Source organism: Bizionia myxarmorum, from assembly GCF_008086205.1.
GTDB classification, from domain to species: domain Bacteria; phylum Bacteroidota; class Bacteroidia; order Flavobacteriales; family Flavobacteriaceae; genus Algorimicrobium; species Algorimicrobium myxarmorum.
In genome coordinates this window covers 206,309-222,071 of sequence record NZ_VSKK01000004.1, presented here as the reverse complement: position 1 = coordinate 222,071, position 15,763 = coordinate 206,309, and the positions used below count along the sequence as shown (strand labels likewise).

Below are 15,763 nucleotides of genomic sequence, written 5' to 3'. Positions count from 1 at the left end.
CAGTTTCTATACGATTTGTAATTCAGTCAGATTTGAGTCATTCGCATATTTTTCGATTTCCGATTCAATGTCTTTTAAATTACTCATAATTGTCATTTTTAACGGTTCTGCTCAATGAATTCCAACGGTCTGTGTATGATAAGTGCGGGTTTGCGTCCGAGGATTTTCCGCAGGAAAATCGGAAGGTAGTAAACACGCAACTACCATTAAGTTAAGCACCAAAGTAAGCATTTTTTATACACCATGTTACCTACAGTAGTTTTTCAATTTTTCTAATTTAAAAATCAAAAAAAACGAGAACATAAACTGGGCGAAAAACGGCTATGTAAACGAATCGTAAACGTGCTCAAATCGGCGTAATATTCCGTTAGAGTGGCAGGTCGAAAGTCGTAATAAATAGCGCAACAGTGATAAATCAGAAGGGAATTAATTTTGCTAAATCAAAAGTTTTTTTCGTTTGAGTGAGATCAGATTTGCCGTTTAATTTTGCGTAAGAGTGGTGGGTTTTTATTGCGTTACGCTATTGTAGGTAACGTTAAATGTATAGAATGTGCGGTTTTAACAGCGAGGATTTTCCGAAGGAAAATCAGAAACTGGTAAACAATCACTTACATTGGTAAAGCACTAAAATAAGCATTTTTTATACATGCTGTTAGCGAACGTTACATTTTTTATTTTTCTAGACATTTTTATCTCAAATAAAGATTACTTGCTATTGCAATTTTATGATATTTAGTGAATCCGATTTGTAATATTATTTAGCTAGAAAGTAAATCCGCTACAATAATTTTATGTGTTTAGTAAATCCGATTTTGTATTATTATTTACGAGCGAGGTAAATCCGATATATTTATAATTATTTACTAACGCGTTCAATCCGATATGCAGTTTTTAAACACTTATTAAATGTGTTATTTAAAATTTTTACCTCTAACTTTTAATATAATTACGAGCAGTTTTATCTTTTTGAGTATCGCGAATAATGTTCGCTAACGGAATGGGTATAAGAGCCGTTATTTTCAATGGCTTTTATACCGTGTTAGCACCAGTTTTATTATTAACAATTAAATATAAATATCGTGAAATACGATAGCAAAGCAGATACTCTACTGCACATTAAAAGAGTAAACCAATTGTTGACAGAATCAGCAAGTGAATTGATAAGACGTGCCAATGTCCACGATAGTTCAAAACTTGAAAGCCCTGAAAAGGAATTGTTTGACGAGTTTACACCTAAATTAAAAGACTGCACTTATGGAAGTGATGAATACAAAGAATATTTAAAAGAGTTAAAAGTGGCTCTTGACCATCATTATGAAAACAATAGCCACCATCCAGAACATTACGAAAATGGTGTTAATGGATTTGATTTGTTCGATTTGATAGAAATGTTTATGGACTGGAAAGCAGCAGGAGAAAGACACGCTGATGGCAATATTTATAAGTCGATCGAAATAAATAAAGAACGTTTCAAATTATCGGGACAGACGGTTGACATTTTCAAAAATACCGCTAAACGTCTCGGATATTAATTGGTGCTAACAATTGGATATAGACAATTGTTTATATCCACGTTATAACGCTAAGATAGTAAATCTTTAATTTGCATAAATGATCTATTTGCTACATGCGTATAAATTTCTGTTGTTTTTGTTGAACTATGGCCCAAGAGAAGTTGAATGTGCCTGATGTCAGTTCCATTTTCCAATAAATGAGTGGCAAAGCTATGTCTTAACATATGAGGTGTTATTTTTTTTGCGATTCCTGCTCTTTTACCAGCATTAGTAACAATGTTTACGACACTTGTAGCGCTGTATTTTGTGCCTTTTTGTCCTTCAAATAGATATGTTTTTGGTCTGTATTCGCGGTAATAATCTTGAAGGTCTTTTAATAGACTTGGACTTAATATAGAAATGCGGTCTTTTTTCCCTTTAGCATTGTTAATTTTTACAACCATTCTTTTGCTATCTATATCAGTCACGGCGAGATTCAATAACTCACTTCTTCTAAGGCCAGAAGAATAGAGCAAACCTACAATACATTTGTGCTTAATATTGTTGGTGTTTTTTATAATCTTTATGATGTCTTCTTTTGAAAGCACTTCTGGTAATTGCTTTTCTTTTCTCGGCCTTTCAATTGAATAAAACCTATTAGGCATACCATGTACAATTTCGTAAAAGAATTTTATACTGTTAACCGCCAAGTTTATATAAGAATTGGATTTTCCTTCCTGAATCAGCTTTTGAAGATATTTCCTTACATCCATTTCATTTAAATTAATAGGATCTTGGGTGTCGTAATAATTAATGAATGCTTCAAAACTGGATACATAATTACGGACAGTATTATTGGAATATCGCTTAAGTTCAAGTTTTAATAAATATTCTTCAGGACAAGGTTTATAGCCATCCTTTGGTTTTCTGTTTCTATAGCGTTCCAGATTTAATTCTGGATTATCGGGATTTATAACTTTTTCAGCAAAAAAATAATTGCCATTAACCCATGCAACACCATGAAACGTTTTAAATATTAATTCTAAATTACTTTTGTTGTTTAAAACGTAAAACATGTCAAATTCTTTGCTCCATGATGCATTTGGGAGTGTATCAACTAAAGCTTGAGTAACTTTATTAGTGTTGAATTGAAGTCCAATGCATTTTTTATGGTCAATTAATAAATGCTTTAATGTTATACTTTTATGAAGTACCATGATTTTTATTTTAAAAATAACAAGAATAAATGTTTTAATCGTATCTTATTCGAATAGGATGCGTATAAAATACGGTTAAATGAAAGGACATGAGGTTTCACAAAGAATGTTTGAACTGTAAAAAGCTATTGGTGGGTAGAACGGATAAGAAATTTTGCGACCCACAATGTAAAAGTGCTTACCAATATCAAATAGCAAAGGAGCAACCAGAACGATTTTATGATAAAGTGGGAAATCAATTGAAACTTAATCGCAAAATATTAAAGGAATATAATAAAGGGGGAAAGGTGACTGTAAGAGCAGAGGTCTTAAATGAAATAGGTTTTAATCCAAGTTTTTTTACACATTACTGGAAGAACAAAAAAGGAGATGTTTACTTGTTTGTATATGAGTATGGATTTCTTAAAAAAGTAGAGCATGGTAGTGATAAATTTATTCTCATAAAATGGCAAGATTATATGAAAAAATAATATAAATTTACCCTTCAAATATTACTAATCAGAAAGTCAAAAAGTGCATACGTTTTTGCATACGATTTCAAAATAAAACAGCTCGCAAGCCTAGTGTTTGTGTTGCTGATGTAGCTTAAAACGGGCTCATAACCCGAAGGTCACTGGTTCGATTCCAGTTCCCGCTACAAAGCTTAAAGCTAATTAAATCAAAGGGTTGTGTATTCACAACCCTTTTTTTTATGACTTTAATTTTAAGCTTTATATTGCAGGTACATGATACAGTACATGATTTGCCTATTAAACCCAACTAAAACCAACCTGAAATTTATACTGGCGGAGTGGATGTAAACCGTTGGTCAAAACTTACGCTAAAGCAGTAGGCAGCAGGACTTAAAAAAGACGGGAATATCTATTTTTATTTTTGCGATCCAGAGACGGGTTACTTAAAACAGCAGAAAAGAATGAAGGCTTCCGCTAACAGTTTTACTACTAAAAAAGAACGTCTTAATGTTTTGCAGCGACTATTATTTCAACTTCAAAATGTTTTGTAGACGGGTTATAATCCTTATAAAGAAGATAATTCTCAAGTAAAAGCAATTTTGACAGGTAAACCAATCGTTGAAGAAGCGGAAAAACCTGAACCAATATTCTCCAAAGTTGAAAAGATAAAAAATCAAAACACTTCTACAATCTCGCAAAAAGAAGGAGAAGGTAGCATTACGCTCGAAGATGCAAAAAAAACAGCTTTAGATACGAAAGCGAGAGTCTTAAATGAAAACTCCTATCCAAAATTTCGAAGTCGTATTAATCAGTTTTATAAATGGCTTTATGAGAATGATTTCGAAGAGAGTCACTCTAGAACAAATTAATAAAAATACCGTAATACAGTATCTAAATAGTGTGTTACAAAACAGGAGTGCACGTAATCGAAACAATGCAAGGAATAATTTAAGCTCATTTATTGAGATACTTATTGATAATGATTTATTACAAACAAATTATGTTTCGCAATTAAAGAAGCTAAAGTCGACTTCAAAACGTAATAAATCCTATAATTCTGAATTATTGAAGGAATTGAAAGTGTCTCGTCCTGAAATATGATTACAGGTTAAAATTGATTTTACGCTGTTAATTTACAGACCATATATGGTGTTTTGAAGTCTAAAGTTAAAGGTAAACTTATTTGATTGTATAAATTAATTGCATTTTTCGTAGCATTCTTTGCGTGCACTACGTTAGCAAAGGTCTGATCGATATAGAACTCTTCTTTTAGTATGCCATTTACACGTTCTGCCATAGCATTTTCATAACATTGATTTTCTTCAGGAATACTTATTCCTATCTTTTTTCTATTTAGTAATTGTGTGTCTATATTACTGCAATACAGTACTCCTCTATCGGAGTGGTGTATGAGTCCATTAATGTTTTTGGCTTGATAAATAGCCTTATTAAGTGCTTTGACAAAGCCAGCCAGTTCCAAGATCACTTAAATCATATCCAACTATTTTCCAGGAATACATATCTGTAATAAGTGCCAGATAACAAAACCTTTTTACCGCTCTGATATAGGTTATGTCTGATGCTCAAACCTGATTAGGTCTTGTAATTTTCAAATCTTTTATAAAGTTATTATACTTATAAAATCGATGATGCGAATTGGTTGTTCTGGAGTTGGAATTCTTTCTTAACGTGAGCATTTGATGTTCACGAAGCACATTAAACAATGTACCTCGACCAACTTTTACGTGACTATTAACAAAGTCCTGTTTTAAAGATGTCATAAGCTTGCGTACATCTTCTATTGGAAGTGATTTGCGTCGTTTCTTAACAATATTTATAATCTGTTTCTGGACTAATTTACGCTTGTCCGAACTGTATACATACTTGTAATAAGCTTCAAGTTTCAAGTCAAAACAGTTACATATAGTAGAAAGAGAAGCAAATCCATTAAATTTATCTTTAGCCTTTATTAAGGCTAGATATTTAGTTTTTATTTAAGTTGCTAAACATTTTTATATCCTAGTTTTTCGGCAGCTACCTTTAGATAAAATTCTTCCTCTATAGCATCGAGATCTTTTTTTAATAGCAGTTTTTTAAGCTGTTCAATCTCTTTTTGAAGTGATTTAATTCTAGATATTTCGTTTTTGGTTTCTACCTTTACTCGGGTGTTCAATAAGTTTTTGCGATTGTACTTTTTAATTCATTTATTATTGTAGGAGCAATGGAATATAGTTTGCAAAGTTCACTTTTTGTGTGCTTTCCAGTTCTAAGTGCGGCTAAAATTTTTAATTTTAGAGGTTCACTGTAACGTCTAATTACTTTGTCATTTCTGTACATAATTATTAAAATTATGTAGCCATTATTCAGGATGGGTCATAATGCACTAAAACGTTGTTGTGTAGGTGCTTAATTTAGCAAATAAAATTCGAATAGTCAACAGCAAAGCGAACCCAGTTTGATCTTTTCCAATTTTGTATTTTGTTGTGCCACGTATAAAAGTTCGTTCAATAATTTGGTGATATTCCGTTTTTACATTTTGGTCAGAATAAAAATAATTTGTTAGTTTAAAAATGGAGCAAGCAATAAATCCAAATCCCATAAGCATGGCAACAAAGAAAAAAATAAAGTTCAATTCCATATTTATCATAAGTTTTTCTGTAAATTTTATAATCAAGTATAAATGTTAGAATTCTAATTAACTAAAAAAGCAAGAGGCTGCATATAACAGCACTCTTGCTTCGACATAATTATAAAATTAAACAAACTCGATTAATATTTAAATATTGACCTTGTTTTGGCCATCGCTATATTGGATCGTTATCCCAGTCTCCAATTTCTCTTGGTGTTTCGGTATATGTAAGATTAGATTGCGTGAAAGTTGATGCTCTCAAATTGATGGCAAAATCAAAACATCTTATAAACGCAACGTCGTTGATGGTTAAATAAGAAGAATCAATCAGCAGTGCTCCGTTAGGGTCTAGAGTTGGATTGGTAACTGTTTTTCCGCCATTTCTGATTTCTAGAAATGACATCTTGTTTAAGGGATTGGTCGAAGCATAAGTAATATTTGTCCAATACCCCGCAACATTTTGTTCGCCTCTGATTAAAATTTTGTCAGTAGATTCTCCATTCATTGCAAGTGATCCCGTACTTCTCACCCGCATCGAGCTGTTGGCTGTCATTATGATTTCTACGCCTGCTTCTACAACAACGTCTTCACTTATATAAAACCCACCACCCGCAGTAAAGTCTGCTTTTAACTTATAAGGAACGTTAATTTTATGCCAGGTAAGATCCCTGTTAATTCCCGTAGCATAACCATTTACAAATATAAAGTCGTTTGAATTGCCAGTATAACTGTTCGTAGCATCTAATGCTCCCAAATGGTTGGGATGTGTCTTTACTGGAATATCATTATTGGTAACGGTATTGTTACTGAAGGCTAATTCTAGATTTTCCTCATCTATGTTTATTCCGAAATTTTTGCAATTGGAAATAGTTGAGTTTGTGATTTTTAATTTAGGACTCCATGCCTCTACTATAACACCACCAGAATTATCTACACCCCACCATGGATGTCCGGCATCTTTTAAAACAACGTGTTTCAATTCATTTTTAACACTAGCAGCAGCTCTGAAGCGAATTCCTGTCCAAAATCCTTTTTCATTGCTTTTACCTCTGAAGACAATAGGATTATTTAAGGTTCCCACTGCCGAAAAGGAAACATTAGCAACTGCACCGTCCTGAAAAACATTTATTCCTGCTTCTTGTTCAAACTCAATAACCACACCTGGTTCCACTTTGATATTTCCTTTAACCAGCATAATACATGTAATAACATAATCCACTGCTGCATTTGGGTTATTGGTTAAAATCCTGTCTTCATTAAAATAATCACAATCCAATACAATAGGCGGATCTAGTTGAAGAACTGGATCATCATTTATTTCATCGTCTGTACTACACGACGAGATTGCAAACATTCCTATCAAAGAAGCGATAAAAAATACGCTTCTGTTTACTTTTACTACATTTTTTAAATTCATCATTTTTTTTAGTTTTAAAGTTTTTAATTTTTTTTAGCCATGGATTTCTAAAAATTTAAATCCTTTGATTATCTAAATTCCGGGGCTAAAACTCGGAATATGCCTTATTATTACTTCACTTATAGACATTATTTTAAATTAAACTTTAGTTTCTATAAACAGAAACTCCTCATTTATACGCAACTTTGCCTTCTAATTTCCGAGTCCTCTGCAAAATTTTTTTAATAGATTCCTATTAATTTTTTGTTAGAATTTTGTAAGATGTTTTTTACGTATTACCTTGGTTGGTGTCGTGCAATTTGAAAAGTAAACACTATATTTTATTTTTTTTAGTACAAAGGCTTACTTAGGCCCTAAAAGATCACTAATGAATGAAGAGTCGCATATAATTGAGTTGTTAAAAAAAGGAGATGAAAAGACAATTCATTTTATTTATAATGAATACAAACCTGGTTTCTTAATGTTTGCAGGCAGATACACCTTAAGTAAGGACGATTTGCTAGATGTTTATCAAGATGCCATTGTTGCTTTATGTGAAAATGCACGAAAGGGGAACCTAGACGAGCTAAAAAGCTCTATAAAAACCTATTTTTTTAGTATAGGAAAATATATGATTTATGCCCAACTGAAAAAGAGAAATCAAACTACTACATATGAAAATATTGATAACTTTCATTTTGAATGGGACGATTATGACGAAAATATAACCAATGTTCAGCTTGTTAGAATGCGAGAAGTATTTAGGGATTTGGGTGAACAATGCAAAAAAGTATTGTCTCTTTTTTACTATGAAGAAAAAAAGCTTGAAGAAATAACACAGCTTATGAATTATGAAAATAAAAATGTAGCTAAAAGTCAGAAATCAAGATGTATTAAAAAGTTAAGGGATCTTACAATCAAAAAAAAATAGAATGGATAAAGAAAAGCTTTTGAACCATTATTTTGAGAACAGCCTCAGCGCAGAAGAAACCCTAGCATTTGATAATCTTAGGCTTACAGATTCTGCATTTGCTGAAGAAGTCGTTTTTCAAAGAAAACTAAAAATGGCTATCACCCTTGAAGAACGGGCTCTTTTGAAAGAAAGACTTCAAAAATATGAAAGTAAAAAACAGCCAAATCTTAAATGGTTGTATGTTGCCGCTAGTTTTTTATTACTCATAGGCTTATCATTTTGGTATACTAACCAGGGTCCCAATTACGACAAGCTTTATGCTTCTTATTTTGAGGTTTATCCAAACCTTGTAGATCCGGTTGTTAGAAACGGAAATGACGAAAAAACCGTAACAACAGAAGCTTTTATAGCTTATGAGAATGGCGATTTTGCAAAGGCATCACAGTTATTTGAAACCATATCAAAAAATAATCCAGAAGAATATGCATTATTTTACAAGGCTATTTCATTAATGAAATTGAATCAATTGGAACAGGCTGCTGTTATTTTTGCGAACATCCCTTGGTCTTCAAGTTATAAGGATCATGCTACATGGTATTTGGCACTTGTAAAGGTAAAACAAAAAGATGTTTCAGAAAGTAAAAAACTTTTGGAATCACTTTCAGTTAATAGCCTTTACACTAAAGAAGCAAAAGAATTATTACAAAAATTAGATTGATTTTTTTCTCCAAAATAAAAGAAACACCAAAGCCAAAACAATCGTCGAAGCTGCTAAATACCACCATAAATTACTGGTATTTTGTATAGGTGTAATATCACCATTTAATACAAAACCTGCCCAATAATATGGATGCTTTAACTCGGGATGCCTGACGCTCTCAAGATAGTTGAGTTTGGCATTTTGTAAAGCTTCATTTTTTTGTTGCCCTTTTTTCAGGTTTTCATAAAACAAAACCATTATCATAGTTGTTTGAGTATCTGGAACCTTCCACAAGCTCATTATGGTACTTGGCACACCAGCGTAGGCAAAAGCTCGGGACATACTCATTATGCCATCATTTTCAAAGGTGCCTCTTCCGGTTTCACAGGCACTCAAGACAGCTAAATTTGCGCGTAAGCTTAATCCATATATTTCTGCGGAAGTAAGCTCATAAGAATTATTTCCATTGTCATAAAAAATCATTTTATTCAACATAGGATTCTCTTTATTCAAGGTGGCATGAGTCGCAAGATGTAATATGGAGGCGTTATTGCTCGTCTTTAAAAAACTCTGTTTTGTTGCATTCACGCCAACGCTGTACGTTCCATTGGTCAATTTTGCAATGGTTTTTACTTCCTGCTTATTTGTTGCAAGTAATTTTTCTTTATAATCTGGAGCAAATCCCATCCAGTTTAAAGGTGTTTCCTGCTTTTTATGAATGGCAACCTGCTCTTGGTATAATTGTAAAGAACCGGCATAGCTTACTTGATAATTTTGTAGTAAATATGCCTGCTTATAGTCTAAAATTTCAAAAGGAATTTTTCCCAAAGAGCCATCTGTAATAAATATAAGTTCTTTTATTTCTGAAGAAAACTCTGGTAATAGAACCTGTCCTAATTGTTGGGATAATTTTGAAATATCCGTTCTACTTTGTACGGCGTTATATAATTGTTCTATTTGTGCTATGATGGTTTTAGATTTTGGTAATTCATCAAATAGCACTTCGTCTTTACTGATAACTAATCGGTATAGTTTGTCATCATTTAAGTAATATTCTATAATACATTGTCCTTTTTTTATCACTTCCTTTTGATAGAACTTTAGGGATTTTGCTTCTGTTAGATTTTTTACTTTATAATATTCAGGAAAGTTGTTTTTTAAAAGTTCTTGAATACTATCTAATTTCGAATTGAGCACCAGTTGATTGTCTATAAGCAGACCTATATCTTTAGGTAATGCATTGCTGTCTTTTTTATGCTTGTAAACTTTTTCATTAATCTCCATCAGATTGGCCCTTGTAATGGCTTCTTCATCCATAATTTCCTGAGGAACTCCTTTTTCTATCTTGATTCTAAAATCAGTTATTCCATCCAATAATATAGACGATTTATTAATTTCCATTAATTTGAAAATAGTATTTAACACGTTTGGATCTTGATTCTTTGCATATTTTAGTTGGCATATTTCTAAAGAAGTGTTTATGTACGGCATGATACTTTTACTGTAGAATATTTTTGAGTTCTGATATTTATAATCACTTTTTCCGAAAATTAATTTTTTTATCAAAGGTTCTATATTTTGATAAGCTCCATCGAGTGTTTTATTTTGAAGGTTTTTTTTGTATTTTTCTAATAACAGCTCATTTTCCAAAGCAATAATTTGAGTTTCTAATTCCTTTTTATTGTCATAGGTTTTTAAACTCTCTTTAATCTCTTGCAGTACCATTTTGGCAGAATCTAACTCCTTAAGGCCTATATATGCTCGGGTAAGGCAGGTGTTATTTATTGTTTTAATTTTATAATCTGTCTTTAAATGCAGGTTGATTAGTTCTTTGTGTTTTTTGGCGTATAGTAAAGCTCTGTCAAATTGGTTTATTTCGGAAAACATTTCATTCAGCATGGCATAAGCTGCCATTTTTGAATAAACCCTATTAATGTTTTCAGATGCTTTTACAGAACGTAAAAGATATTTTTCTGCCTCTATATAGCTGTTAGCATTCATTTCCACAAAAGCTTTATCATTAAAAACTTGCGATGTAAACTTGTCGTCTTCACCAAAAAATTCGACACTTTCCACAAGTACTTTATCTATAAGCTCTCTGGCTTTTGCAAAATTGTTTTTAGAGACATATACTTTTGTTAGTGACATGGCAGCTAAAGAACGCAAGTAAATACTCTCGGTTTTTAATACATCATTTGCTAAAAAATAGGCTTTACTGGCGTAATATTCCGCTTGGTCTATGTCTTTAAGGATGTAAAAATTATCTGCAAGTACGGCATAATGCGTAATTAAAGTAGGGCTATCTTCGCTATTTGCTTTAATTTCATAATCAATAGCTTCTTTAAAAAAATCTTCGGCTTCAATATATTCTCCTGTTTTTCCTTGATTGATTATGCCAATACTAAATGCTAATTGGGATATTCGCTCATTATCGGGAGTCCTCTTTTTTTTGATTTCAACATAGGCCTTTTTCATAAAATAAAGAGAGCTGTCTATTTTATCATTATAGTAATATGTTGCACCTGTGGCTTGCAAAGAAGCAATATATCTATGTTTAAAAGGAGTTTTTCTAAAATAGATAGAAGATTTCCTGCAAAAATCTGCGCTTTTATCAAATTTTTTCTGATTGTGATATTCCCTACCTAAAAAGTCATAAGCAGCTGCCAAAATATAATTATTGGGAGTAGAAGAATTTAGTTGTTTTTTTATAATTTTTAATAGTTCATCTTCAGCTCCTGGTTCCTTTAATTGAAATTGCATTTGGTGTTTAAAATAATTCAGCTTATCTATTAATTCTGAGTTATTTAAATTATTTGAGTGGTATTTTGCAATAAGATCATTGAGAATAGTTACATGTTTTTCGGGGGTTTTTCCCAGGTGAATTTGGATACTATATAAATTAGATAAAATCTGTTTTTCTACAGAACTAAAATTATTTTTTACTGTCAAGGCATTGAAAATAGAATCTGCTTTTTTCCACCCAGAATAATCTCCATCTATATATCCCTTATTAAGAAAAGTTTCAGCTTCTTTGAACTGTAAATCTGTCGGGTTTTGGGCAAGTAAAAACTGAAAAACATATAGAAAAAATATGGTAAAATAAAATCTTTTCATGGGGAAATAATTTTTTCAAATATAGGCAAACCAACTATTTAATCATTACTTTTAAAATTATAGAAGGTTCAGAATTCTTTCTTTTACCCCGAAGGATGTTTCTATAGATTTTGATTAGCAGCCTCCTTCTTTTTTGAAGAATCTGAAAATATAATTAAATAATTTGGCCACTAAATAATTATCAAAATAAACCAGATTTAAATTTTAAAAAGTAAAGCTCAAAAAAATAAATTCTTTTGAACTCCATATAATAATGTATAAATTAATGAAGAAATATGCAATTTTTTAACACAGTACTTTGTTGGCAGTAATTTTAAAAACAATCGTATGCTCATTACAGTTTTAGCAAAAAATTTAAATACTGCCACTACAAATCAGCCGGAAAACGAGGTTGTGTTTTCGAATCTAACTTCTGACATTTTAAAGAAGCTTACATGAAAATAAATCAGAGCAACTATATCTTATATTATGCCCACTTAAAAAAGAAATCTCACAACTGCCATTAGAATTCTTGCAACTGCCCATATAAATATCTCTACTGCCAAAAGAAATCTCACTACTGCCAAAAGAAATATTGTTCCTGCGTATAAAAATATCATAACTGCAAAAAGAAATATTGCTGTTGAGAAAGAAAAAATAGAACCGAAAATAAAAAACAACTGCCAACAACGTATAAAAATATGCGTAGTTCAGTTCCTAATTAAAAGTAAAAGCGCGTTTGCATCCTTCCGATTTTCCTTCGGAAAACCCTCGAACATAAATCCACACTTTCCTTATATAACCACGTAATTTCAAGTAATAAGACAACTCAATTATTTAAAAGTATTTTATAATTCATTAGCTAATAGCGTCTAGTATAAAATTTTAAAAATATGATTACAATGGCTAACTGGTGGTGGATGATTTGTTTGGCAGTTATTGGTCATTCTTTAGCTAGGGTTTTTGTTCAAATAGGATCTTTGAATTTAGACCCGACCATTGTAGCAGGATTATTGCTTTTAAGCCCGATTATAACTGTACTTGTCGCGCCATTTACAAGCGGCGAAACAATTTCTATACTTCAAGCTATTGGTATTGTATTAGAAGCTGTAGCTTATCAAAACGACTTGCATATTGCATTATTGGAGCGTATTCGAGGAGTGAAACCAGAAATAAAAAGTAATGGATAAAGTTTAAATCAACAATATTTCAGGACATGTGAAATTGTTCTTCTTTCAATTTTTAAACGTGCCAATTGGTTTATTACAGTTCTGTGGCAGTTAAATAAATATAGTAATACACAATAAACCTTATGCTATTTCATTTTTTATTTAGATATCTTTAAAGAATATAATCATTTTAAAAGAAAAGCATTACGAGTGCAAAAACTTTAAAATAAGAAATTAACGAGACATTGTAACCTTTAAAACTATTAAAATAAAGTTATGAAATTAACCTCAAGAGAAACCGAAAAACTGATGCTTTTTTTAGCAGGAGAACTCGCTGAAAAACGATTAGCCAGAGGCGTAAAATTAAATCACCCAGAATCCATAGCATTAATAAGTTCTAGATTACACGAATTAGCAAGAGATGGCAAAAAAGTGGCAGAATGTATGCAAATAGGAGCTACATTTCTTACAAGGGAAGACGTTATGGAAGGTGTGCCAGAAATGATTCAAGATGTACAAATTGAAGCTACTTTTCCAGACGGAACCAAACTGGTAACTGTACACAACCCTATTCGTTAATAAAAAATATAAAATTATGATACCAGGAGAATATATTTTAAAAGAAGAAGAAATAATTTGTAACGCCAACCACGAAAGTATCAATTTAAAAGTGATAAATACTGGTGACCGTCCTGTACAGATTGGTTCTCATTATCATTTTTTTGAAGTAAATAAAGAAATGTCTTTCGATCGAGAAAAAGCGTTTGGAAAACGGTTGGATATTTTAGCAGGAACTGCTATGCGTTTTGAACCTGGTGAATCTTTCCAAGTACAGTTAATAGATTTAGGTGGAAGTAGAAAATCTTATGGTGCTAGCAATCTAACACAAGGCGACACAACATCAAAAGAAAGCTTATCGAAAGCGATGAAGAAAATGGAATCTGCAAATTTTAAAAACACAAAATCATGAGCTTTAAAGTAGATAGATTAAAATACGCGAATATTTACGGTCCTACAGAAGGCGATAAAATTCGTTTAGGAGATACAGAACTGTTTATTCAAATTGAAAAAGATTATAATAAAGACCACTACGGAGAATAGAGGACCTTTGGTGGTGGTAAAACCGTAAGAGATGGTATGGCACAGTCCTCGACCAAAACAAGAGATCAAGGTGTTCTGGATTTTGTAATTATTAATGTCGTAGTCATTGACCATTGGGGAATCGTGAAAGGCGATGTTGGTATTAAAGATGGAAAAATTGTAGGCATTGGTAAAGCAGGAAATCCTGATACGATGGATGGTGTTACTGAAAATATGATTATTGGCGCATCTACAGAAGTTCATTCTGGTGCAGGCCATATTCTTACTGCTGGTGGTATAGACACGCATGTTCATTTTATTAGTCCGCAACAGGTAGATCACGCTTTATTTAGTGGCATTACCACAATGATAGGCGGTGGTTCTGGACCTGCGGATGGTACAAGTGCCACTCTAGTAACTTCTGGTGCGTGGCACATTGAGAAAATGATTCAGGCTACAGAGGACTTCCCCATGAACGTTGGTTTTTTTGGAAAAGGAAACTGTAGCACAACAGCACCCTTAAAAGAACAAATTGAAGCTGGAGCTCTTGGTCTAAAAGTACACGAAGATTGGGGTGCTACACCTGCTGCAATAGATGCGTCTCTTACAGTTGCTGAAGAATATGACATACAAGTTGCTCTACACGCAGATAGTCTGAATGAGGCAGGTTTTTTAGAAGATACAGTTAATGCCATAAATGGTAGGACAATACATACGTTTCATACCGAAGGTGCTGGTGGTGGTCATGCGCCAGATATTATGAAAATAGCATCACACCCAAATGTGCTTCCAAGTTCAACAAACCCAACAAGACCATTTACGGTTAACACAGTTGATGAGCATTTAGATATGTTGATGGTTGCACACCATTTAAAAAAATCCATTCCAGAAGATGTTGCTTTTGCAGATTCAAGAATTAGAAAAGAAACAATGGCTGCCGAGGATATTCTTCACGATATGGGCTCAATTAGTATGATGAGTTCAGATTCTCAAGCAATGGGAAGAGTTGCCGAGGTAATTACAAGAACTTGGCAAACAGCGCATAAAAACAAAGTACAACGTGGTTATTTAAAGGATGATGACAAAATTGAAGCAGATAACTTTAGAGTAAAACGATACATTGCTAAATACACCATTAACCCTGCAATTGCGCACGGAATATCAAATCACGTAGGCTCTATTGAAGCAGGTAAAATGGCAGATTTAGTATTATGGAAACCAGCTTTTTTTGGTGCAAAACCAGAAATGATTATCAAAGGTGGAATGATTGCAGCAAGCAAAATGGGAGATCCTAACGGAGCAATACCTACGCCGCAACCTGTTTTAATGCGAAGAATGTTTGGAGCATTCGGTTCAGCAGTTAATAAAACAGCGGTTACTTTTGTTTCACAGGTGGCAATAGATAATAATATTGCAGAAAAATATGAAGTTAATAGAAAATTAATAGCAGTAAAAGGTTGCAGAACTGCAGGTAAAAAAGATATGATTCATAACGATGATTTACCAAACATAGAAATCAATCCAGAAAATTATGAAGTAACTGTAGATGGAAAGGTGATTACTAATCAACCTTTAGAGGTTGTTCCGTTAGCACAGCGATATTTCTTATTTTAAGTCGAGC

13 protein-coding genes and 1 pseudogene are annotated in these 15,763 nt (G+C 32.5%); 9 read left to right on the top strand and 5 right to left on the bottom strand.

Annotated elements, in window-relative coordinates; genetic code table 11:
* The first annotated feature begins 1,079 nt into the window (after positions 1-1,079).
* Entirely contained in the window at positions 1,080-1,532 is a 453-nt protein-coding gene (locus ES674_RS13940; protein ID WP_148405004.1) for a DUF5662 family protein, read from the top strand.
* A 50-nt stretch (positions 1,533-1,582) separates the two neighbouring features.
* Here the strand turns inward: ES674_RS13940 and xerA are convergent, their stop codons facing one another.
* Positions 1,583-2,710: a site-specific tyrosine recombinase/integron integrase gene (gene xerA / locus ES674_RS13935; RefSeq protein WP_148405002.1), complete on the bottom strand. Its 1,128-nt coding sequence runs from the start codon at positions 2,708-2,710 to the stop codon at positions 1,583-1,585.
* Between the two features lie 89 nt (positions 2,711-2,799).
* Here xerA and ES674_RS13930 point away from each other — a divergent pair, with 89 nt between their 5' ends.
* Together ES674_RS13930 and ES674_RS13925 are read left to right on the top strand one after the other, a co-directional pair.
* Positions 2,800-3,180 (top strand): hypothetical protein, encoded by a 381-nt coding sequence (locus ES674_RS13930; protein WP_148405000.1) that lies wholly within the window; start codon positions 2,800-2,802, stop codon positions 3,178-3,180.
* Positions 3,181-3,761: 581 nt separating this feature from the next.
* Positions 3,762-4,031, top strand: coding sequence for a hypothetical protein (locus ES674_RS13925; RefSeq protein ID WP_148404998.1), 270 nt, complete (start codon positions 3,762-3,764; stop codon positions 4,029-4,031).
* 251 nt (positions 4,032-4,282) lie between these two features.
* Here the strand turns inward: ES674_RS13925 and ES674_RS13920 are convergent, their stop codons facing one another.
* The 3 genes from ES674_RS13920 to ES674_RS13905 all read right to left on the bottom strand — a co-directional run bounded on the left by ES674_RS13920 (position 4,283) and on the right by ES674_RS13905 (position 7,211).
* The gene (locus tag ES674_RS13920; RefSeq protein ID WP_170234024.1) at positions 4,283-4,642 is read right to left on the bottom strand and encodes an integrase core domain-containing protein; all 360 of its coding nucleotides are present in this window, start codon (positions 4,640-4,642) and stop codon (positions 4,283-4,285) included.
* A 103-nt stretch (positions 4,643-4,745) separates the two neighbouring features.
* Positions 4,746-5,069, bottom strand: a complete 324-nt coding sequence (locus tag ES674_RS13915) for a hypothetical protein (protein ID WP_148404994.1) — start codon at positions 5,067-5,069, stop codon at positions 4,746-4,748.
* A gap of 897 nt (positions 5,070-5,966) precedes the next feature.
* A complete protein-coding gene (locus ES674_RS13905) occupies positions 5,967-7,211 on the bottom strand; it encodes a hypothetical protein (protein ID WP_148404992.1) in 1,245 nt (414 codons plus the stop codon).
* Positions 7,212-7,575: 364 nt separating this feature from the next.
* On the opposite strand from ES674_RS13905, the gene ES674_RS13900 reads away from it, so the two are divergent.
* Complete coding sequence (locus ES674_RS13900; protein WP_148404991.1) at positions 7,576-8,118, top strand: RNA polymerase sigma factor; 543 nt, start codon at positions 7,576-7,578, stop codon at positions 8,116-8,118.
* Between the two features lies 1 nt (position 8,119).
* The gene (locus ES674_RS13895) at positions 8,120-8,818 is read left to right on the top strand and encodes a hypothetical protein (RefSeq protein WP_148404989.1); all 699 of its coding nucleotides are present in this window, start codon (positions 8,120-8,122) and stop codon (positions 8,816-8,818) included.
* On the opposite strand, the gene ES674_RS13890 is transcribed toward ES674_RS13895, so the two are convergent.
* Positions 8,810-11,914: a CHAT domain-containing protein gene (locus tag ES674_RS13890; protein ID WP_148404987.1), complete on the bottom strand. Its 3,105-nt coding sequence runs from the start codon at positions 11,912-11,914 to the stop codon at positions 8,810-8,812. The two genes, ES674_RS13895 and ES674_RS13890, sit on opposite strands and share 9 nt — an antisense overlap.
* Before the next feature lie 872 nt (positions 11,915-12,786).
* On the opposite strand from ES674_RS13890, the gene ES674_RS13885 reads away from it, so the two are divergent.
* From ES674_RS13885 to ureC, 4 genes and pseudogenes are all read left to right on the top strand, one after another.
* Positions 12,787-13,083, top strand: a complete 297-nt coding sequence (locus tag ES674_RS13885) for a hypothetical protein (RefSeq protein ID WP_211359297.1) — start codon at positions 12,787-12,789, stop codon at positions 13,081-13,083.
* A 255-nt stretch (positions 13,084-13,338) separates the two neighbouring features.
* Positions 13,339-13,641, top strand: coding sequence for an urease subunit gamma (gene ureA / locus ES674_RS13880; protein ID WP_148404985.1), 303 nt, complete (start codon positions 13,339-13,341; stop codon positions 13,639-13,641).
* Positions 13,642-13,657: 16 nt separating this feature from the next.
* Complete coding sequence (locus ES674_RS13875; RefSeq protein WP_148404983.1) at positions 13,658-14,032, top strand: urease subunit beta; 375 nt, start codon at positions 13,658-13,660, stop codon at positions 14,030-14,032.
* A pseudogene (gene ureC, locus ES674_RS13870) lies at positions 14,029-15,756 on the top strand (urease subunit alpha). Before ES674_RS13875 ends, ureC begins: the two are co-directional and overlap by 4 nt.
* Positions 15,757-15,763: the final 7 nt, after the last annotated feature.